Origin of the sequence: Methylovirgula sp. (assembly GCF_037200945.1) — a bacterium.
Classification (GTDB): domain Bacteria; phylum Pseudomonadota; class Alphaproteobacteria; order Rhizobiales; family Beijerinckiaceae; genus Methylovirgula.
The window spans coordinates 1,575,592-1,596,887 of sequence record NZ_JBBCGP010000001.1; the positions used below are offsets into that span (position 1 = coordinate 1,575,592).

Genomic DNA, 21,296 nt, shown 5'->3' on the forward strand with positions numbered 1-21,296 from the left:
TCGCAGGTTTTCGCGTCTCCGCGCGGATATCGCCGGACTTTTCAGTCCCTCGCGATGAGGCCCGATTGGAGGGAAGACAAGCCTTGAATTAGCAGGCTGACGCCGGCCCTGCAAATAGGAGCCGGGCGCGTCCGCGACAAGGACGGATCACCCAAGGCCCGGCCTTTGAACCCACCATCTGGCAGAGCGGTGTCAGGATTGCCTACTCCACGCTCCGGGCCGCATTAAAGCGTCGGCTTCCATCCTGCCGACAGCGTCTGGGCCTGCTTGATCTGCGCGGCGGTTAGCTTGTCAGCCATGATGTCGCGATTGCTGGCGGCCGTTGCGCGATTGTCCGCCGGGCCGTGATTGGCGGCGAGATCGAACCATTTGTAGGCCTGAACGTAATCCTGCTTCACGCCTTGTCCGTTGGCGTACAGGAAGCCGAGATTGCTCTGCGCGAACGCGTCGCCGCGCGCCGCAGCTTTGGCATACCATTTGGAGGCCTCGGCATAATCCTGCTTCACGCCCTGGCCCTTGGCATAGATGAGGGCGAGCCCGGTTTCGGCGAAGAGATCGCCCTGCGTCGCCGCCTTGCGATACCAATCGGCCGCTTGCGCATAATCCTGCTTCACGCCAAGGCCCTTGACGTAAAAATCGCCGAGCATGCTTTGGGCGAAGACACTGCCTTGCCCGGCCGCTTTGCGATACCAGTCGGCCGCCTCGGCATAATCCTGCTTGAGGCCATGGCCTTTCTCATAAAGCTGTGCGAGCGCCACCTGCGCCGAGACGAGACCACGATCCGCGGCCTTGCGGTAATAGGTTGCCGCCGTGGTCAGGTCCTGCTTCACGCCAAGACCCTTGGCATAGAGTGGCGCGAGATTCAGCGAGGCTGCTGCGTCGCCCTTGTCCGCCGCTTCGCGGTACCATTTAGCCGCCTGCGCATAATCCTGTTTGACGCCCTGACCGTTTTGATAGAGCAGGCCGAGGCTCGACGCGGCGAACGCATCGCCTTGATCGGCGGCTTTGCGATAATATTGTGCCGCTTGCGCGTAATCCTGCGCGACACCTTCGGCGCGCGCGTAGAGCAGGCCCAGATTGGCCTGCGCCGCGGCATCGCCTTGCGCGGCAGCCTTGCGATACCAAGCGGCGGCTTGCGCAAAATCCTGTTTCACGTCTTCGCCCTTGGCGTAGAACTCGCCAAGTTTGCTTTGCGCGCCGACATTGCCCTTGTCAGCGGCCTTGCGATACCAATCCGCCGCCTGGGCGAGATCTTTGGTGACGCCGGCGCCGAGTTCATAGGCGCGGGCGAGGCTGATCGCCGCGAAGAGATCGCCTTGATCCGCGGCCTTATGGAACCAGTCCGCCGCTTGCGCCAAATCCTTCGGGACGCCGCGGCCTTCCGCGTAAAAATGCCCGAGGTTGCTTTCGGCGACGGCATTGCCGCGTTCTGCCGCTTTGCGGAAGAGCGCAGCGGCCTCAGCGTAATCTTGCCTCACGCCCAGCGCGCCCCTTGCGAGTAGATTGGCAAGGTTGATCTGCGCCGCGAGATCGCCCTTATCGGCGGCTTTGCGATAAAGTTCGGCTGCCTTCGCGAAATCTTTCTCGACGCCGCGGCCTTCGGCATAAAACAATCCGAGATTGCTCTGGGCAGCGGTGTCGCCTTGTGCAGCGGCTTTCTCAAGCCAGCTTGCGGCCTGCGCATCGTCCTTGGCAATGCCGCGACCTTGCGCATAAAGAAAACCGAGGCGCGCTTGCGCGGCGACATCGCCACGCGCGGCCGCCTTGCGATACCATTCGACCGCCTGCGCCACATCCTGTTTGAGACCGCGGCCTTCCGCGTAAATCTCGCCAAGACGGCTTTGCGCGTAAAGGCTGCCTTGTGCAGCAGCCTTTTGATAGAGCGCGGCTGCCGCGGGTTCATCCTTCGTAACGCCGGTGCCGTTTGCCAACAGATCGGCCAGACGCGTTTGCGCACCAACATCGCCCTGATTTGCGGCCTTGCGATACCAGGTGACGGCCTCGGTCGCGTCCTGTTTCACACCGTGGCCCTGGCTTAACAAATAGCCGAGGGTTGATTGCGCATAGACATTCCCTTTCTCCGCTGCCTTGCGCAGCCAGAGCACGGCCTCGTGATCGCTTTTGGTTACGCCTTCGCCGCGCAAATAAAGCGATGCGAGGTTGACTTGCGCCGAGACATCGCCTTTGTCCGCCGCCTTGCGATACCAGGTGGCAGCCTGGGCGAAATCCTGCTTCACGCCCTGACCTTTGGCGTACAGCAGCGCCAGGCTACCGGCGGCGAATGTCGATCCTTGATCGGCCGCTTTACGGTACCATTTCGCTGCCTCGGCATAGTCCTGCGTCACGCCGCGACCCTGCGCGTAGAACAGGCCGAGATTGGTCTGCGCGAACGCATTGCCCTTTTCGGCGGCCTTGCGATACCAATTCGCGGCTTCGGCGAAATCCTGTTTGACGCCCTGGCCTTTGGCATAGATGAGGCCAAGCGTCATTTCGGCATAGGCATCGCCGTGTGCCGCAAGCGGCTTCAACAAACTGAGCGCTTTGTCGAATTTACCGTGCGTATAGGCGGCTGCGCCGTCTTGCAGCTTGTCGGCTGAAGCCGGCAGTGAAGCCAAAACATAAAGTGCCGCGAAGCCGAGCTTGAGGCGAGCTTTAAGGGAAGCAGAAACGGGCAATCCAAGAACCCTTTTTTATGCGACGTAGATCGACCGGATCATCGAGACGAAACCGCGGTGATCGACCACGCCAATTGCGATTAGTGCGCGCGTTTTACCTCATCGTTCAAACGCGCGTAAGACAGATGATCGTCAGCACGACGTCGCTATCATAGATGTGCGACAAGTCATTCTGGCGGATGACGGACGGGTTCGATATTTGCCGGGCGACATGCACTCATGCGCCATCTGACGCTGCAGGCACTCTGCCAGAACGATCGAAAAATCATGCAGCGGATCGGCGCAATTCATTCGGGCCGAAGCGACTTCAAGTGCACTCTTGCCATTCTTGCTCGCCACGTCTTTATCTCATATATAATACTTCCTATAGACTATATGGACTGAATGGGTTCGGTCAAGGACGAGCGTATGGAGGCGATGGGCAATTGCGGGTTGCCCGACGCGAAAGCGCCAGGGGATCGCCTCGGTACGCCCGGGCATCGGGCTCCAGCCCGTTTGACAGGCATATAATAGTCTATAATAATTATGGACTATTCTTTTATGGCGATTGTCCACGAATGCTCGATTCAGCGAACAGACTTTCGGGGCAGGGGCGTTGGCGGCTCCGCCTCCCTTGGCTCAATCTTCTTGGCCTCGCCGCGGTCTTCGTCGCAGCGACACTTGTCACCGCCAAAAATCTGCAAGGCAGCGCCGCCAACGAAATTCTGAACGTCTCCTACGATCCAACGCGCGAACTCTACGGTGCGCTCGATACGCAATTCATCGCTGAATATCAGAAGCAGACCGGCATCAGATTACACATCAAACAGTCGCACGGCGGTTCGTCGCGACAGGCGCGTAGCGTGATCGACGGGTCGCAAAAGGCCGACGTCGTCACGCTGGCACTTCCGACCGACGTTGAGGCGTTGGCAAAGCGGGGGCTGATCGCCGCCGGCTGGCAGGCGCGCCTGCCGAACAATTCAGTGCCCTATACTTCGACACTGGTCTTCGTCGTCCGAAAGGGCAATCCGAAGGCGATCCACGATTGGCCCGATCTCATCAAGGGCGACGTAGCGGTCGTGACGCCGAACCCGCGGACCTCCGGCAACGGCAAATTGAGCGTTCTGGCAGCTTGGGGCGCTGTGACGACGCGCGGCGGCAGCGCGGCGCAGGCGCTCGCCTATCTCAAGGCGCTCTTTCAGCATGTCGCCGTCTTCGATGCGGGCGCGCGGGGCGCGGCCACCAGCTTCGCGGTCGAAAAAATCGGCGACGTGCATCTGACCTGGGAGAACGAGGCGTTGCGCGAGGTCGCGGCCGATAAAGACGAACTCGAAATCGTCTACCCGCCGGTCAGCATTCGTGCGGAGCCGGCCGTCGCCTGGGTCGATGCGAATCTCAAAGACCGAAAGACGGCGACTTATGCGAAAGCCTATCTCGAATATCTCTTCAGCGACGCCGCGCAGGAGACGATTGCCAAATTCGGCTATCGGCCGGTCGATTCAAAGATCGCGGCGAAATATGTGACTCGATTCGGCGCGATCAAGCTTTTTCCGGTCACGGCCATTGCCAAAGACTGGGACGATGCGCGCGAGAAATTCTTTGCTGACAACGGCATCCTTGATGCGATTGCGCCGGCCAAGACAAATTGACGAACCAATTGCAACACTCGCGCTGAGTTTTGAGCGCTGAACCGTGGCGGCGCCGGGTTGAGGGGAACCATATGAGCCTCGCTTTGAATTACGATTGGGACAAGGGCCGTCGCGACCTTGTTGCCGGTCTGACTGTCGCTGCCATCGCGGTGCCCGAAGGTATGGCCTACGCGCTCATCGCGGGTGTCGATCCGAAATTCGGTCTCTATTCGATGATTGTCGTGACGACGGTCGCTGCCATCTTCGGCTCGTCGTCGCAACTCATCAACGGGCCGACCAGCGCGATCTCGCTTCTCGTTTTCAGCGCGCTTGCCTTTCTTGATCCTGAGAACCGCACGGATCTCTACGAGGCCTTGTTCCTGCTTGGCGTCCTCGTCGGTTCGATCCAGATTTTGATCGCCGTTTTCAAGCTGGGAGACTTGACTCGCTACATCTCCGAATCCGTCATCCTCGGCTTTCTGGCCGGCGCCTCGTTCTTGCTCGCGATCGGGCAAATCGCCGGTGCGCTCGGCATCCACAATAAGGGCAATGGCCATATGCAGGTTCTGCAGCGGCTCTGGCTGACCTTGTTTCACGGCGATCATGTCAATTATAAAGCATTGCTCTTAACAGCGGTCGCGGTCGCTCTCGCGATTCTTTTGCGGGCGATCGTGCGACGTTACAAGTTGCCGCGCATCGATATGCTTTTGGTTCTCATCGTTACGGGCCTGATCGCCTACTTGGCGGGCTGGTCGGTGCCTGGCCTCGGCGGCGAGACCGTAATCGAGACTGCCGGAAAGATTCCCGCAAGCTTCCCCTCGCCGCATATACCAGAGGTTAAGACCGAATGGCTTGGCAACCTTTCACAAGGGGCGTTCGCGATCGCCTTCGTGGGGATCATCGAAGCGCTGTCGATCGCCAAGGCGATCGCAAACAAGACCGGACAGCGGATCGATTACAATCGGCAAATCCTGGCCGAGGGACTGGCAAATTTAACAGGCGGCTTTTTCCAGAGTTTGCCGGGCTCGGGCTCGCTGTCGCGCTCGGCGATCAATTACCAGGCGGGCGCCGCAACGCGATTTTCCGGGGTCGTGACGGCTGCCGCCGCGGCCTTGGCCTTGATTCTCTTCGCGCCTCTCTTGCGTTACGTTCCGCGGCCGGCGCTCGCCGGCCTTTTGCTGATAACTGCGGCGCGGCTCGTCGACTTCAAGCGCCTCTTCTACACGTTGAAAGCGTCGCGCTATGACGCGGGCCTTGTCATCATCACAGCTCTCACGGCCGTCGTCATCAATCTCGATACGGCAGTTCTCCTTGGCGTCGCCTTTTCGATCCTGCTTTTCGTGCCGCGCGCAGCGAAGTTGAGGGGTTCGGAGCTGATCGTGACGCCCGAGCGTGTCGTTCGCGAGCGGCTACCGTCCGACCCGATCGATCCGTCGCTCATCATCTTCGATATCGAAGGCGAATTGTTCTTCGGCGCGGCACCGGAACTCGACCGCTACCTGGAGACAATCGAGACTCGCATCGCGGCGCAGAATATCAGGTTCGTGATCCTGCGGCTGAAGCGGGGCGCGCAATCCGGACGTCGTCTGCATCGAACGGCTGGAGCATTTCCTGCGTGAAGAGAATGCACATGGCGTCACCATTCTTCTCGCCGGCGTGCGCAACGACACGCTACGCGCTCTAAAAAATATCGGCTTCGAGACCTGGTTCCCGGCAGATCAGGTTTTCCCGGAAGAAGAAGAGGAATATTCCGCGACGTTGAAAGCCGTGCGTCAAGTTTACAGCCGGATTCCGAAAACTCCGGAAAGTGGCGACGCCGACAATTTCACTGATCCTCTTCCTGGCAAACTCTATTATCTGGTGTGAACATCGGCGCCCTTGGCAACTCGCATCTCCAGCGATCAACGATCGGGCAGGCGCGTTATACCAGGCTGGCCAGCCACCGTTCGAGGGCCTCCGAGGTCTGGTCGTTTAGCTGCGCGCGCTTTCCGGAGATGATCGGCCGCGACTACGCTCGATCGCGCGGCGGGGACACGAGCACGCCGTAAAAGTGTGCGGCGTTATCGCCCAACCAAGCACCAGCTACGTCCAAGCTGCGCCGAAAAAGAGCTTTGATGAAATCGCGCATTGCGAACTCCCGTTTTGAAGGAAACTCAACGCTTGGGCGGACCTAAAGCTCCGCTCATAGTTAAAATAACGCAAAAAATTTGCCAATTCGTTATTGGCGGCCGCCCACCCCCCGGTCAATTCGATTCCGCGCGGTTCCGCACGAGGGTGGCGCGGGAGAGTTTCTAACGTTATCTGGGAACATTTGTAGATCAAGGGACGCCCCATTCTCCTCCCCAAAATGAGGCGGCGGCAAGTATACTGCCGAGCAGTCGTCCATATGCGTGCTCAGGAATTGGATTGGGGTCGGTCTTGTCACTCAGGCTGCGTCTTGTCGTTTCGATAGCCGGCGTGCTGGCCCTCACGCTAATTGTCGGCTGCGCGCTGATCTATTTCGATGCGGTCAAGAAGGTCGACACCGAGATGACGGCCGCGCTCAGCGTCGGGATTCGCACGGTTCAGAACGCCACCGACGACGCCGAGGAAGCCGCAAACCCGCTGCGCCAGCTTCAGCTGCTCATCGGCGATTTTGATGGCAATCGTCACGTCCAGGCGTTCTTGATGAATCCGCAAGGGCTGCCGATCGCCCGGTCCCTGCTGCTTATTCCGACCGATCCATCGCCGGCATGGTTCAACCATTTATTGGCACGCGATCCGCAAATCGTTCATCTCGACCTACCGCCGCCCTTTGCGCGTTACGGCTCGATTCTCTTGTCGACGGATTCCCACAACGAGATCGACGAAGCCTGGAGCGATTTTCAAGTCACGCTTGTCATTCTCACGTTGTTCTGTGCCCTCGTTCTTGTGCTGGTTTATTTCACGCTCGGACGTCCGCTGGCGCTCTTGCAAAAAATGACCGCCGCGTTTCGGACTATTGGCCGCGGCGATTACAGCCCACGCATGGAGGAGAGCGGCGCGCCGGAGATTGCGGACCTCTCGCATTGCTTCAACGACATGGTGGCGCGTCTCGCCAATACAGAACAGCAGAACGTGAAACTGCAGCAGCAACTCACCAATGTGCAGGAGGAAGAGCGCGCCGATCTTGCACGTGACCTGCATGACGAGATTGGCCCCTTGCTATTTGCGCTCAGCGTCGATGTGGCGACGTTGCAACGGCGCGTTGGAGAAGGCCAAAAGCAGACGGGAACTGAACTTGATGTGGTTGCAAGCGCGATCTCGGAGATCCAGCTCCACGTCCGCTCCATGCTTGGCAAGCTGCGCCCCGCGGTCCTGCTCGATCTCGGTCTTGATCAGGCCGTCGACAATCTCGTTGGCTTTTGGAGCAAACGCCGGGAGGATGTTCATATCTCCTTTGATCTCGACTGTGAGAGTTTCGGCGAGACGCTCGACTCGACAATTTACCGGGTTTTCCGCGAGGGTCTCAACAATGCTTTACGGCACGGCAAACCAACGGCTGTGGAGTTGAAGGCGAAGATTGCCGACGAAAATCACGTCAAGGTTATCGTGAGCGATGACGGCACAGGACTGCCTATTGGCGGCGGCCGTTTCGGTTACGGTCTTGTGGGTATGCGCGAGCGCGTTGAAGACGCTGGCGGCTCCCTTTCGATTTCCAACCGCACCGACGGTAAAGGCGTCACCATCGTTGCGACTCTGCCGCTCGATGTGATAGAATCAAATGTATCGGAACCGGTGACATGAAGCTTCTAATCGTCGACGATCACGTCGTGGTGCGTGCAGGTGTGCGACGCCTGTTTGCCGCGCTTCCGGGCACGACTGTCTTCGAGGCTGGGTCCACGCACGAAGCGTTGTCCTTGTACCGTTCAGAGATGCCGGATGTCTTGTTGCTGGATCTCAACCTGCCAAATTCGAGCGGGTTTGAGCTTCTGCGCCGGCTGTTGATCGAAAATCGTCAGGTCAAAGTGGTCGTGCTTAGCATGCACGCCGAACCGATCTATGTGTCGCGGACACTCAACGCCGGCGCACGCGGATATGTCAGCAAGACCGCCTCGGCCGACGAACTCATCGCGGCGGTGCGCGAGGTCGCGGCCGGGGGCCGTTATGTGGAGCGTGAGATCGCGGCACAATTGGTGGTCTCGCAATACGGCGGCGTGAATCCGCTCGAAAAGCTCACCACGCGCGAGGTCGACATCGTTCGTCTGCTCGGCGAAGGGAAGAACTTCGTCGCGATCGCTTCTGCGTTGGGTATTACCTATAAGACCGTCGCCAATGCCTGCAGCATCATCAAAGGCAAGCTTGGCGTCGAACGCACCTCGGACCTCGTCCGCCTGACCTATCAAATGCAGGAGCGGCAGTAGGGCGCTCGCGGGCTCGCGGCGACTTACGGCATTGCCACGACGCCCCACGGCAAGTGCCCGACGTTGACGGACCGGACGGCTTTGAGACTTGCGACATCGATAACGGTCAAATCGTTTGTATTTCCATTGGCGACATAGAGCTTTGATCCGTCAGGGTCGAGAGCCATATGCCAAGGCCGCTCGCCCACCAGGATATAGGACGTCGGTGTGAGCGTTGCAGTATCAACGACGGCAATGCGATTGGCATGGCTTAAGGCGACGAAAGCGAGCTTCCCGTCCTTCGAAAAAACGATGCCGACAGGCTGGATGAGTTCCGGTTGTACGCCTTGAATGTCAAACTCGATCTTTTTGATGATCGTGCGCTTTTGCGCGTCGATGACGGACACTGTGCCGCCGACTTCAGCGGAGACCCAGACCTGCTTCCCGTCATGCGTATATTGCGCCTCGCGCGGGCGCTGATCGACGAGCACGTTGTCCTCGATCGTTAGCGTCTTCGTGTCGATGAAATGCGCCATGCTGGTCAGCTCGGACGTGTTGACCACCGTCGAGAGATCGGGGCTGATTGAAAGGCCCTCTGGCTCCGCGCCGACGCCTACGGTGCCGACAATCTTGCCGCTCGCGCGGTCAATGACAGTGACCTGTGAGTCTTCCTCATTCGCCGCGTAAACCCGTTTGCCGATAGGATCTATCGCGACGAGCTCTGGATCGAGAACGTTGGGAACGCTGCGCGAGACCGCCAACGTCTTCGTGTCGATGACATCCATCCGGTCGTCATCGCCGATGCAAACGAAGATTTCGCGATAATCGGGCGTGATCGCGATGCCACGAGGGCGCGTTCCGACATTTATCACCTTCTTGACCGCCATCGTGTCGGCGTCGAGAACGGTCACAGTGTTGTCCCGCTCACTGGTCACGAACAATGTTACGGCAAAGCTCGGCGCCGCGGCGAGCATCAGCGCCGATGTCGCGGACATGATCGCCAGACAACGCATTGCATCAGCATATTTATTTAACCGCATGGCATTTCGTCTCCGGTTCATCATAGCCAAGCGTGTCCGTGTTGAAACGCGGATGCAGGAATCCGTCAATTGGCGCGATCGAGATCAGCGCGCGCGGCCCTGCGAGAAGAACAGGTTGCCGAAGCTGCAGATCCCAATACCGAAAGGAGAGACCTTGCCCTTTGAAGGCGGCGATCGTGAATTTGTCGGAGAGGATATAGTCGCGCAGAGACTTTGCATCTGACGCATTGGTCCGCAACATGGCCTCCCCGAAGATACGAACACCAAGCCAGGCCTCATAGTCGCGCTCGGTCATCGTGCGGTGGGCAAGACGCACAAAGCGCCGCTGCATTTCCTTACCGGAAAATTCCGTAAACGCCGGATGCCAGGCGACGGCGACCAACCCTTGCGTCCCGACGACCGGATGCGGGTCGGTGCTGTTATAAAGCAGATAATCGCCGAAGGCTTCGTCCTCATCGACGACGAAGATCACGTCATAATCCGGCACGCTCTGGGTAAGGAGCGCCATCTGCTGTTCGGTCTGCTGATGGCCCGTATCGGTGTCGCGTGTGCGTGCGTCGTAGGTATAGTTTCGCTCCGCGACGATTTTGGCGCCGAAGCGTGATGCCGCGCGGCGGACGGCATCAACATAATCAAGATCGTCTGGCTTCACGCCATGAACGAAAAACCAACGCGTCCATTTCTTGTAGAGCAGAAATTGGCCTAGAGCATCGGCGCGCATCGCATTGCTTGGCGAGAGGTGAAAGACGTTCGCGCGGCAGTTCTCCTGACGAAGCGCGTCATCGCTCGTGCGCGAATCAAGAATGATCGCGTCCTTGGCGGCTGGAAGATTGGCGACGGCCAGCAAGTCCTCGGCATCAAGATCGGCAACGATGAAGTGATCCCCGCCGGCGAGTACCTTTTTTGCCTCGGTGACAATATCGGCATCCTCCGGAATGATGTCTTCCACGAGGTCGGTCTGCTGGCCGATGAACCTGCCGGTGATATTGTTGTCAGCCGCACCCACGCGCGCGCCGGCGATCCCTTTGTCGCCGACGACTTGGTCGAGGAACGACAGCGGCGTCGGCTCGCGATAGCGCTTGCCCAGATACACGACGCGGAGGTGGCGTACCGGTTTGGCGCTCGGCGCTTGCGCGAAGAGAGGCGCGGCACCAATCAGGGCAACGCACAACGCAGCCAACGTGAAAACGCATTTGGCTTTATGCATCGATGCTCCGAACCGATTCGACGGCTTGATGGCCGTATAGATAGGGGAAGGGAAATTCAACCCAATGGATCAGAGAGTTTTTCCCTCGGCACCCGCGGTTGGATCGGAGCGTTTCGATTTTGGGCTCGTCGCAGCAAGGACATCAAGGATTTGCGCGGCCGCTTGATTGTCATTGGCCACAGCAAGCTCGCGCGCCGTACGGCCACCCGTCTCTTTCGCCGACAAATCCGCGCCAAGCTGCGCGAGAATGCCGATGATGGTGGGATTATTGTGAACGGCCGCCACCATAAGCGCTGTCATCCCGGCGCTTGACTTGTCATTCACGCTCGCACCATGCGTCACGAGCAAGCGCGCCATATCGAGCGGGGTGACGCCTTCAACGAGCGCCATCGTGCGATTTCGCGGTGGAAGCTGGCTTGCGGTGATCATCAGCGGGGTCAGCTTCTCCGGTCCAACCGGTTTGGAGACGGAAGCGCCGGCGTCGACCAAAGCCTGCGCCGCCGCGAAGTGCCCGTCTGCCAATGCATAGGCGAGCGCCGTGTATCCGTCCGCGGTCGTGGCGTCGACCTTGGCCTTACGCCCGATGAGAAGCCGAATGGCCGGCACGTTATCGCTCGAGGCGGCATGCATCAATGGTGTCCAGCCGTCGCCGTCGCGCGCTTCGATATTGGCGCCATCATCCAGAAGCTCGGAAATGACATCCATGTCGCGTTGCTCGGCAGCGATATGAATCAGATTTTGCCCTAGACCATCACGCGAGTTGACGTCGGCGCCCTTGCTGACCAGATAGCGGATACGTTCAAGGTCACTGTCGACCACGGCGCCATTCAGCGCCGAATTGAGATCGAGGCCGTCCTTCAGCCATTGGTTGACCGTTGCGTCGGCGACATGCGGCGCCTCGCCGGTCGTCGTATCGGTTGGCTTAGTCAGGTGGATTTCCGGCGTGAAATAGGTGCCATGCGCGGGGATGTCGCCCGAAATGATGCAACTGCCGCATTCGACAAGCGGGACGCCGTAGTCTTCCAGAACCTTCTTGATCTCGTCGCGATGCTTCTGCATGGCGTCGTCGAGCATATATTTCAGCACGGCATCGGTGCTGCGCACGCCAAGCGCGAGATTGAACTCGAGCGGGATCGTATCGTCCATGCGATTGACCGGCTGGATGGTCAACGGCGCGCCTCTTTTTGCCTTCACATAGCCGGCGAACGGTCCCCAGACCGCCGCGACATCGAGGTCGCCGTCCGCGACCTGCTGGACCTGCCACCAGGGTTGGTCTTTGACGTTCAGATCGCCGTCGTATGTGACGGGATGAACATCCACCTTCGTAAGGCCCCGCTTTGCAAGCGCTTCGCGCAGAGCCGATGTCTCATAAACCCCGACGCGCAGCTTTTTGAGCTCCGGATCATCGAGTGATTTGAAGGGGGTTATGCCTTTGTCGCTCCGATAAGCAAGAACATAGGTCGTGCTATAGAGCGGCAGTGTCGTCAGCGCGCCTTCCCAATTGGCGGGAATATCAATCAAGACGTCGCAGACGCTGTTATCGAAGACCGCACGGGTGGCGCCGCGCTCGAGCGATGGCCGCCAATAATAGGTAAGCTGCGCGCCAACCGCATTCGCGAGAATCTCGGCGATCTTGTTCTCAAAACCCTCGCCTTTGAGGTTAGAGAACGGGAGGTTGCCGCCATCGGCGCAGAACTTGATCTCCTCCATGTGCATTTTAGCCGCAACATTACGCGCTTCAAGCTTTTGCGCGGAGGTCATGTCCTCGAAGTCGGTTTGGGCAAAGGCAGACGGGAGGAATACGAAATTCGCGACCACGGCAGTCGCAATCGAGATGCTGCGGATGTTCATCGTAAGAACCCTTAAACTGGTCACCAAAAAAAGAAGACCCCGGCGCATACGGGATGCGCCAGGGCTCGCAGTCAAAGCGCTGCTAATCAGTAAACACGGAACGTGAAGAGCGTGCCGCCTTGCGGGATCATGGTCAGGCCAGTGGCCTTCGCCATGGCCGTCGCACCGATCGCGCCAAACTTATCGGTCATGTCGAGACCGGCAGTGACTGGAAGACCAATCCATCCGCCGATACCGCTCCAGACCGAGATATATTGCTTGCCGTCGACCTTATAGGTGATCGGATTGCCGATGATGCCAGAGGCCAGCTTGCGATGCCAAAGGATCTTGCCGGAGTCGCGATCAACCGCGCGGAAGTCACCACCAAGGCTGCCGTAGAACACCAGGCCGCCGTCGGTCACGAGAGCGCCGCTCCAGTTCGGATACGGATCCGGAATGTCCCAGTCTTCCTTGCCGGTCAACACGTCGAACTTCTTGAAGCGGCCGGCAACGCCGGGCTTCTGCTCGTACATGTAGACGTTGGCGAAGACGTAGACCGTACCCTGCTGGAAGCTAACGCGCTGCTGCGGCTCGTCTTCCATGCACCAGTTGTTGGTCGAGCAATAGAACTTGCTCGGATCCTTGGGATCTACCGCGCAAGGCTGCTGATCCTTGCCGCCCATCGCCGACGGGCAAGCCTGTGTATTGACACCAACCTTCAGCGGCGAATGTTCGTAAACCTTGACCGGGCGGCCCGTCTTCAGATCGATCCGCTCGGCCCAGTTGACGACCACGAACTTGCTCGCGCGCAGCAACCCGCCATTCGTGCGGTCAAGCACATAGGCAAAGCCATTGCGGTCGAAATGGACGAGGCCCTTGACGGGCTTGCCGTCGATGTTCGGGAAGTCGACGAGAATGTTCTCGTTGACACCGTCATAGTCCCACTGATCGAAAGGCGTCATCTGGTAGGCCCAGACCGCGTCACCGTTGTCGACACGGCGGGCAAAAATGGTCATCGACCACTTGTTGTCCCACTTGCCGGAGTTACAGCCTTCTTGCGTCGGCGGATTTTCACCGCAACGGGTCGTCGGGCTCCAGTTGCCGGGGTTGCCGTTCGACTCATAGATGAGCTTCAGTTCGGGATCGTAGCTGTACCAAGCCCAAGGCGAGCCGCCGCCACGCTTCCATTCATCGTTCGGATAGGTGAAGCCGAGGCGATGACCGGCAGTGCCGTGTTCGGGGTGATCCTTGTTGGTATCGGCAGTGATGCCGATTTCTTCGTCGGTGCCGTTGCTCTTCTTGCTCCAAACCAGCTTGCCGGTCTTGAGGTCGTAGGCGTCGAGACGTCCGCGCGCAGCGAATTCGTCACCACCGAAGCCCGCGATCACCAGATTCTCGGCAATCATCGGCGCGTTGGTCTGCGTCTCGCCATGCTCCGGGTAGGCATGCTTGACAACCCAGATTTGCTTGCCGGTCTTGGCATCGAGCGCGATCACGAAACCGTCGAGCGTGCCGAATACAACTTCGCCTTCGGCGTAGGAGAGACCGCGGTTCACGGTGTCGCAGCAGGCGCGTGGGACAGCCGATTCATCACGATCGGTCTTCTTCAAATAGTTCCAGATTTCCTTTGGATTGTCCGGATCGGTCAGATCAAGCGCCTGAACGATGTTCGGCCACGCGCTGACCAGATACATCATCGGCTTGCCGTCCACCTCAACCACAAGAGGCTGGCCCTCGTGACCGCGCAACGCGCCGCTCGACTGCGACCAGGACATCTGCAGCTTGTCGACATTATCTTTATTGATGTCGCTGAGCGTGCTGTGACGCTTGAGACCATAATCGCCGCCCGTTACCGGCCAGAGATTGGGGTTTTGTTCACGCTGAACAATATCCTGATTGGCGAAACTGGGACCCGCCAGAGCGACAAGCCCAACCACAGCTCCTGCCAATAGCAAAAGCTTCCCTCTACATGTCATGACATTTCCTCTTCGCTAGGAGACGCGTCGACGGCGGTTCCCCGCCGATCGAGCGCTGGCGTCATGGCACGCGGAAATTTATCGTTGGATGAGAGGCGCAGTCTGCATCGACGCCGTATCCGCGGCGCGTTCTTCTGCGCGCCGAACCCTTCCGTGCCATGTTCCAATGCATGTCAGGAAGAAAGGTAGCGAGCTATAGAAGGGTTACCTAAAGTGGTCGGGAGTTTCTCCCGAAGCGACAAACACGTGCGAGATACTGCCATGCTGCGATGCGAACGATCTCCTGAATGGCTTTCGTCGGGAGGAATTCTCGCCTCTGTTTCGAATCTCACGAAATCAGGTCAGTTTGTTCTCGAGGGCAATCCGCGTGAGGTCGGTGAGTGAACGCGCGCCGAGCTTGCGCTTTAACGCGGCGCAGGCATTGGCGACCGTTTTGTACGACATTTCGATGACGTCGGCGATTTCCATCATGTTTTTGCCCGCATACAGAAGACAGAGGATTTCGCGTTCGCGCGCAGTGAGCTCATTAATACGTTCCGTGCGACCGCCGCGATCAAAGAAGGCAAGCTTCTGCGCCATATCCGCGCCAACGAACCTGTGTCCGTCGGCAACCGCGCGAACCGCGGTGAGGAAACGTTCCGGATCCTCGCTTTTGCCGACGTAAGCTTTCGCACCACTCTCGATGACCCGCAAGGCATGCACGGGATCGTAAGTCATGGTGAGGACGATAATACGTGCCGCCGGGTCGCTCGCCAGGATCGTCTCGATGAGCTCGAAACCCGATATGGAGCCGCGTAGATTGAGGTCGACGACCACGACGTCCGGGCGTTCGGATTCATAGAGAGCCACGGCAGTCTTCGCGTCGCTTGCCGCGATCACGGAAATGTCGCTATCCGAGGCAAGAATCGCGCGACATCCAGCTATGACGACGGGATGATCATCGACGATAAGGACTTGCATCTCGCCGGTTTCGGATTGTGCCAACGCTCAATGTTTTTGAGCGTTAAGTTTTGTTGTCCGAAGCAGCAATGACAATGATAGCCCAAGGATTCTGCCGTTTCTTCCTGCTCGTCGGTCCTCCGAACGCCGTGCTGAGCCATCGCGAGAATTGCTTGAAGAAGACGACTGATAGCTTTGGCATGTGTGATAGGTCAGCGGCGTGTTGCAAATATTGCCATGAGAAAGCAAACGCCGTTTTTCCCGAATGGTGGCACCGAAACGGCACGCGCTCGGGAATTTATCCTCAAAAGTATTAGCAAGTATCCAGAACCCGGGCGGCAAGTTTTCCGAAACTACTCGGAAAAAATTCTCGTTTAATTTCAATGCTTTGAGCCCGCGTGTGGCGAAGCTGCACTAGTGTCCCCCGATAACCTGTCATAATCATGAAACGGGCAAGAAGGCTGCGTGCGAGCAGCCTTTTTAGGGGGGATAAAATGTCATCAGCTCGCAAGGGGCTTTCTTTAAAAGCGGCTCTTCTTTCTTGCGCTCTTCTTCCACTTTCCTTTGAAATGGCGCTCGCGCAAAGCGCGGCACCGGCCGCTGGCGGCCAGCTTCCAACGGTCGATGTCGTCGCGACGACGCCGCTCGGCAGTGATACGAGTGTATTGGATGTGCCGAGCGAAACGCAGATCCTCACCAGCGAGACGATCAGCAATCTCCATCAGCAAACCCTGCAGGATGCGCTGGCGCGCAGCACGCCGGGCATTTCGGTGACCGATTCGCAAGGCAGCCCGCTATATGAATCAGTGGACTTTCGCGGCGAAACCGCGACTCCGGTCCCAGGGACGCCTGAGGGCTTGGCCGTTTATATGAACGGTGTCCGAATCAACGAATCCTACGGCGACGTCGTCAATTGGGATTTGATCCCGCCGTCGGCGATCAGCACGGCACAGATCGTAACCGGCAATCCGGTCTTCGGCCTCAACGCGCTCGCTGGCGCGGTGGTCATGCAAATGAAGAACGGCTTCAATTGGCAAGGCACGGAAATCAATCTCCAGGGCGGTATGGATTATACCGGTCAGGGTTACGCCCAATACGGTGTCAACAAGGGCGATTGGGCCTATTACTTCGACATTGATGGCATTGGCACCAACGGCTTCCGCTATTTCGGCCAGTCGGACGCGGAGCGCGCCTATGGCGACATTGGCTATCGCGCCTGGAACAGCGAACTCCATTTGAGCATGACAGGTGGCGCTGCGGGCGTTGGCATCGCTGGCACCACCCCGCTGCAACTCGCCCAGCAAAACCCCTGGGCCGTTTTCACGACGCCGCAGACGACGGACAGCGCCGCGGAAATGATCACGTTGTCGGATGAAACACACATTACGCCGACGCTGACGTTCAATGGCAATACCTATTTCCGCCAATATGCGTCAGTGCATCATGATGGCAACATCAGCGATTATTTTAATTGCGACGCCGGCGCCGGTCTGGGCCCGGGCGGCACGAATGCGGCCTGTAATGGCACCGATCCAGTCTCGGGTGCCGGCATACCGGCAACGAACGTCAGCAATCCGTTTAACTTGCCCGACGGCCAGCCTTTGGGAGAGATCGATAGCAATTGGACGCATACGCTGAGCACGGGCGCGACGGGGCAATTGACCGATACCGATCGTATCCTTGGTCACAACAACACGATCACCGCCGGCGTCAGTGTCGATCATGGCTGGACCAATTTTAACGGCAGCAGCACTCTAGGCACGTTGCCGCCGAATTTCGTCGTGCCGTTTACCAATAACCTTATCGACGATCCCGATAACTCTATTGTCCCGGTGTCCGTGAAGGCGCAGAATACCTATATCGGCGTCTACGTGCTTGATAACTTCGACATCACGGACAGATTAGCCATCCACGCCGGCGCACGCTTCAACGACGCCATTATTTCGCTGGCCGATATGGGCGGCAATGAGTCTGGTGGTATCGCCACCGACGGAACAGTCGAGCCCAATATCAATGGGACCCAAAGTTTCCACCGTATCAATCCTGTTGTCGGCCTGACATTCAAGATCACGCCGGATATCGCAGCCTACGCGAGCTATTCAGAAGCCAATCGCGCGCCGACGCCTCTTGAAATCGGTTGCTCGAGCCCGCAGACGCCTTGCGTCATCGATAATTTCCTCTCCGCCGACCCGCCGCTGAAGCAGATCGTCGCCCGGACCGTCGAAGCCGGCTTCAAGGGCAGCAACGTAATCAATTGGGGCTGGGCACCGGGCCGGCTTGACTGGAGCATTGCCGGCTATCACACCGAGAACCAGGACGATATTACGAATGTTCCAAGCCCAATTGATCCGACTCTCGGGTTTTTCACCAACGCTGGCAATACGCTGCGCGAAGGTGTCGACATCGGCGCCACCTATACGACCGACCGTTGGGATGTTTATGTCAACTATTCCTACATCCGGGCGATATACCTGACGTCAATAGCGCTTTCGTCGCCGAACAATCCAACCTCCGATCCGGATACGGGCGAGATACAGGTTTCACCTGGCGATAATATTCCAGGCATTCCGAACCATAAGTTCAAATTCGGCATCGATTATGAAGTCCTGCCGGGATGGAAAGTGGGCGGTGACGTGGTCTATCGCTCCAGCCAATATTATTTCGGGGCGGACAACAACACGCTCGGGCCAGGTCTCAACCCGCGGGTCTCTGGCTATGCCACAATCGATCTGCGCACGTCGTATCAGGTGACCAAGGACCTTCAGATCTACGGTCTGATTAACAACGCCGCCAATTTTCGTGGCGCGACCTTTGGCACCTTGTACGAGACAGATTCGACGACCAATCAGCTTACAGGCGGTCCGGCCGGCCTTTTTGCGAGCGAAGACCCACGCGCCATCACGATTGCGCCGCCATTCGAAGCCTTCGTCGGTCTCAAATACTCGCTGAATGACGCGCCGCCACCGGCTCCGCCGCTCGTGGCCAAATATTGAGCCGTTAAATTCCGGCTTCAGGACCGGCGGGCAGTTCGCCGGTCCTTCTTTAAAAAGTTACGACTGACGGAAGCGCGAATAAACAGTTGATGCATATTCATTTCGGGGGGAAGAAATGCGCAAAGCCATTTCAGCAGCAGCGCTGCTTTTGACGGTGGGGACAACTTCAGTCTTTGCGGCCGACTTGCCTTCCACAAAAGGTGCGCCGGTTTATACGCCGGCTCCTCCGGTCCTCAGCTGGACCGGTGTTTATGTCGGTGGCCAGATTGGTATTCAGTGGGGACAGACCAGCTGGGATCGCTTCGATCCAACCAACACGGCTTTGATCGCCTCAGAGTTGCCTTATAGCAATAAGGGTGTCGTCGGCGGCGGTCATATTGGTTACAATTATCAGGTGAGCCAATTCGTTTTCGGCATCGAGGGCGATGTCGAGGACACGAACTTCAACGGTAATGGCACTTCAAATGGCAATACATGGGCGAATACAACGCGCGCCGATATTGAAGCCTCTATTCGAGCCCGAGCCGGTATAGCCTGGAATCAAATACTATTTTTTCTCACGGGGGGCGGTACTTACGCGGGCTTCCATAATACGGCGCAAAATCCTCCCGGCAATTTTTATGCGGGTGACAGCTTTGGCCGCATCGGTTGGACCGGCGGTGGTGGCGTCGAATACGCAATTGATCCCAATTGGTCGATCCTCATCGAGGATCGGTTTTCGGAATATGGTCATCACGATCTTGATACCGGCACGGAATTTATCCACGAGGGTCTGTGGGATAATCGGGTTGAGGCGGGCTTTAGCTATAGGTTCGGCGATGTGCTGCCGCCTACGCCGGTCGTTGCGAAATACTAAGCCGGCCAATCCGGCTTTATGGCTGACGGGACACGCGGCCATCTTCACTTAAAAAATAAAAGAGCCGCTGCATTTTGCGGCGGCTCTTTTGTTGGCGATGTCTGCCGGAGAGAGTCTACTTGATGACGCGATCGAGCTTGATCCCGGCCTTCGTATGCAATTCCTTGGTGTCCACGGTTTTATCTTCGCCCCTACATCGTCGCTCGGAGAAGAAAATTTTCGATGCAAGAACGATAGGGAGATGTGAAAAACGCAGATGACGGAAATCAAGAAAAAATGATTGCCAGTATTTCCTTTTAAGCCAATCTAACTAGAAAATGTCCCAATACGCGAGTGAGATGCACACGAGCGAATCTTGATTTATGATGGGGCGCTCTCTTGGGTGAAAGTTTCGACATCGCGATCATCGGCGGCGGCTACACGGGCGCTGTTCTTGCGCTGCATCTCCTGCGCCGCGCGCGTGCCGGGGCGAGAATCGCTGTTATCGAGCCGCGCGCAGATGTGGGCTCCGGTGTCGCCTATGCGACGCCGGACGAGCAGCACCGCATCAATGTGCCGGCCGACCGGATGGGCGTGAGCGCGGCGCCTCAAGATCGCTTCGACATTTGGCTCAAGACGCAGCATCCGGAACTGATCGGCGACGGCGACCCTGAACGCACTTACGTGCCGCGCCGCTGGTTTGGCATTTTCGTGCGAGACCGGCTTGCCGAGGCGATACGGACTTCGGCGGCCGTTTTTCGTCATATTCAGGCCGAGGCCACATCCGTGCGGACTGCGGAAGGCGGCGCCGAAATTGCCCTCAGCGACGGGAGGAAGTTGCGTGCGCGCCATGTGGTGGTCGCGGTCAGCCATGGATTGCCGGCGTTGCCACGCGGCATTCCCGCGACGCTTGTTGGAACGCCGGGCTTTCTCGAAAATCCCTGGAACGTCGAACGTCTCCGGGAAATTCCGCGCGACGGCGCCGTGCTCATCATTGGCACCGGGTTGACGATGGCCGATGTCATCGCCTCGCTTCTGGCGCGAGGCCATCGCGGTCCAATCACTGCAATTTCGCGGCATGGTCTTCTGCCGCGTAAAAGTGGGCCGGCGAGCGTGCCGCCAGGTCTTGATCTCAGCGCATGGCCGTCGGCATCAGTCGCGCATTACGTGAAATCGATTCGCGCCGAGATGGATCGCGTCGAGGCGGAAGGACTTTCCTGGCGCGGTGTCTTCACCGCCTTGCGTGTCCAGAGCGGATATCTCTGGTCGCGACTCACACATGCTGATAAGCACCGGTTCCTGCGTCACCTCAAAACGTTTTACGACGTCCATCGCTACCGCATGGCGCCGGAAACCTATGAATTGATCGAAGCCGCCGAATCGCGTGGGCAGGTCAGGATTCTGGCGGCGCATGTCATAGGTGTCGAACGCACGGCGCAGGGCTTCGATGTCGCCTTCCGGCGCCGCGGCGCTGCCGCCGACGAAACGCTCCGTGTCGCCGGCATCGTCAATTGCACGGGGCCGAAACAGAAGCTCAGCGCCGATCCGACGAATTTTCTCGGCGGCCTCATCGCCGCAGGTATTGCGGAGGCCGATCCTCTCGGCCTCGGACTTGCCGTCGATGGAGATTTTCGAGTCGTCGGGAACGCGACAAACTTTTACGCGCTCGGGCCGCTCACCCGCGAACGGTTTGGCGACACCTATGGCGCGCCCGAAATCGAGGTTCAGGCCGGGCGGCTTGCCACCCAGCTTGCGGCCGTGCTCACCCAAGAAAACGCCGCGGTTTAGGCAATTTATTGCTGCCGCGCCGCCCGCGATCCCGCCACATTGGGG

At 58.4% G+C, this 21,296-nt stretch carries 14 protein-coding genes; 8 read left to right on the forward strand and 6 right to left on the reverse strand.

Features of this window, described 5'->3' with window-relative positions:
• Nucleotides 1–224: 224 nt before the first annotated feature.
• Nucleotides 225–2,675, reverse strand: a complete 2,451-nt coding sequence (locus tag WDN02_RS07715; protein WP_337292930.1) for an SEL1-like repeat protein — start codon at nt 2,673–2,675, stop codon at nt 225–227.
• 557 nt (nt 2,676–3,232) lie between these two features.
• On the opposite strand from WDN02_RS07715, the gene WDN02_RS07720 reads away from it, so the two are divergent.
• The 5 genes from WDN02_RS07720 (at nt 3,233) to WDN02_RS07740 (ending at nt 8,664) form a co-directional block, all read left to right on the forward strand.
• Complete coding sequence (locus WDN02_RS07720) at nt 3,233–4,303, forward strand: sulfate ABC transporter substrate-binding protein (protein WP_337292931.1); 1,071 nt, start codon at nt 3,233–3,235, stop codon at nt 4,301–4,303.
• A 71-nt stretch (nt 4,304–4,374) separates the two neighbouring features.
• On the forward strand, nt 4,375–5,901 hold the full coding sequence (locus tag WDN02_RS07725) for a SulP family inorganic anion transporter (RefSeq protein ID WP_337292932.1): 1,527 nt from the start codon (nt 4,375–4,377) through the stop codon (nt 5,899–5,901).
• Nucleotides 5,902–5,938: 37 nt separating this feature from the next.
• Nucleotides 5,939–6,148: a hypothetical protein gene (locus WDN02_RS07730; protein WP_337292933.1), complete on the forward strand. Its 210-nt coding sequence runs from the start codon at nt 5,939–5,941 to the stop codon at nt 6,146–6,148.
• A 552-nt stretch (nt 6,149–6,700) separates the two neighbouring features.
• Nucleotides 6,701–8,047 carry a sensor histidine kinase gene (locus WDN02_RS07735; protein ID WP_337292934.1) on the forward strand — a complete coding sequence of 449 codons (1,347 nt, stop codon included), beginning with the start codon at nt 6,701–6,703 and terminating at the stop codon, nt 8,045–8,047.
• Nucleotides 8,044–8,664, forward strand: coding sequence for a response regulator transcription factor (locus WDN02_RS07740; RefSeq protein ID WP_337292935.1), 621 nt, complete (start codon nt 8,044–8,046; stop codon nt 8,662–8,664). The genes WDN02_RS07735 and WDN02_RS07740 overlap by 4 nt, the downstream gene beginning before the upstream one ends.
• A 23-nt stretch (nt 8,665–8,687) precedes the next feature.
• On the opposite strand, the gene WDN02_RS07745 is transcribed toward WDN02_RS07740, so the two are convergent.
• The 5 genes from WDN02_RS07745 to WDN02_RS07765 form a co-directional block, all read right to left on the reverse strand.
• Entirely contained in the window at nt 8,688–9,683 is a 996-nt protein-coding gene (locus WDN02_RS07745) for a PQQ-dependent catabolism-associated beta-propeller protein (RefSeq protein WP_337292936.1), read from the reverse strand.
• Nucleotides 9,670–10,890, reverse strand: coding sequence for an ABC transporter substrate-binding protein (locus WDN02_RS07750; protein ID WP_337292937.1), 1,221 nt, complete (start codon nt 10,888–10,890; stop codon nt 9,670–9,672). The genes WDN02_RS07745 and WDN02_RS07750 overlap by 14 nt, the downstream gene beginning before the upstream one ends.
• Before the next feature lie 69 nt (nt 10,891–10,959).
• Nucleotides 10,960–12,741, reverse strand: coding sequence for a quinoprotein dehydrogenase-associated putative ABC transporter substrate-binding protein (locus WDN02_RS07755; protein ID WP_337292938.1), 1,782 nt, complete (start codon nt 12,739–12,741; stop codon nt 10,960–10,962).
• A gap of 86 nt (nt 12,742–12,827) precedes the next feature.
• Entirely contained in the window at nt 12,828–14,696 is a 1,869-nt protein-coding gene (locus WDN02_RS07760; RefSeq protein ID WP_337292939.1) for a PQQ-dependent dehydrogenase, methanol/ethanol family, read from the reverse strand.
• Nucleotides 14,697–15,032: 336 nt separating this feature from the next.
• A complete protein-coding gene (locus WDN02_RS07765) occupies nt 15,033–15,656 on the reverse strand; it encodes a response regulator transcription factor (RefSeq protein ID WP_337292940.1) in 624 nt (207 codons plus the stop codon).
• A 473-nt stretch (nt 15,657–16,129) separates the two neighbouring features.
• Between WDN02_RS07765 and WDN02_RS07770 the strand changes: the two genes are divergently transcribed.
• The 3 genes from WDN02_RS07770 to WDN02_RS07780 all read left to right on the forward strand — a co-directional run bounded on the left by WDN02_RS07770 (nt 16,130) and on the right by WDN02_RS07780 (nt 21,251).
• The gene (locus tag WDN02_RS07770) at nt 16,130–18,628 is read left to right on the forward strand and encodes a TonB-dependent receptor (protein WP_337292941.1); all 2,499 of its coding nucleotides are present in this window, start codon (nt 16,130–16,132) and stop codon (nt 18,626–18,628) included.
• Nucleotides 18,629–18,743: 115 nt separating this feature from the next.
• Nucleotides 18,744–19,484, forward strand: coding sequence for an outer membrane beta-barrel protein (locus WDN02_RS07775; protein ID WP_337292942.1), 741 nt, complete (start codon nt 18,744–18,746; stop codon nt 19,482–19,484).
• Nucleotides 19,485–19,862: 378 nt separating this feature from the next.
• Nucleotides 19,863–21,251 (forward strand): FAD-dependent oxidoreductase, encoded by a 1,389-nt coding sequence (locus WDN02_RS07780; protein ID WP_337292943.1) that lies wholly within the window; start codon nt 19,863–19,865, stop codon nt 21,249–21,251.
• Nucleotides 21,252–21,296: the final 45 nt, after the last annotated feature.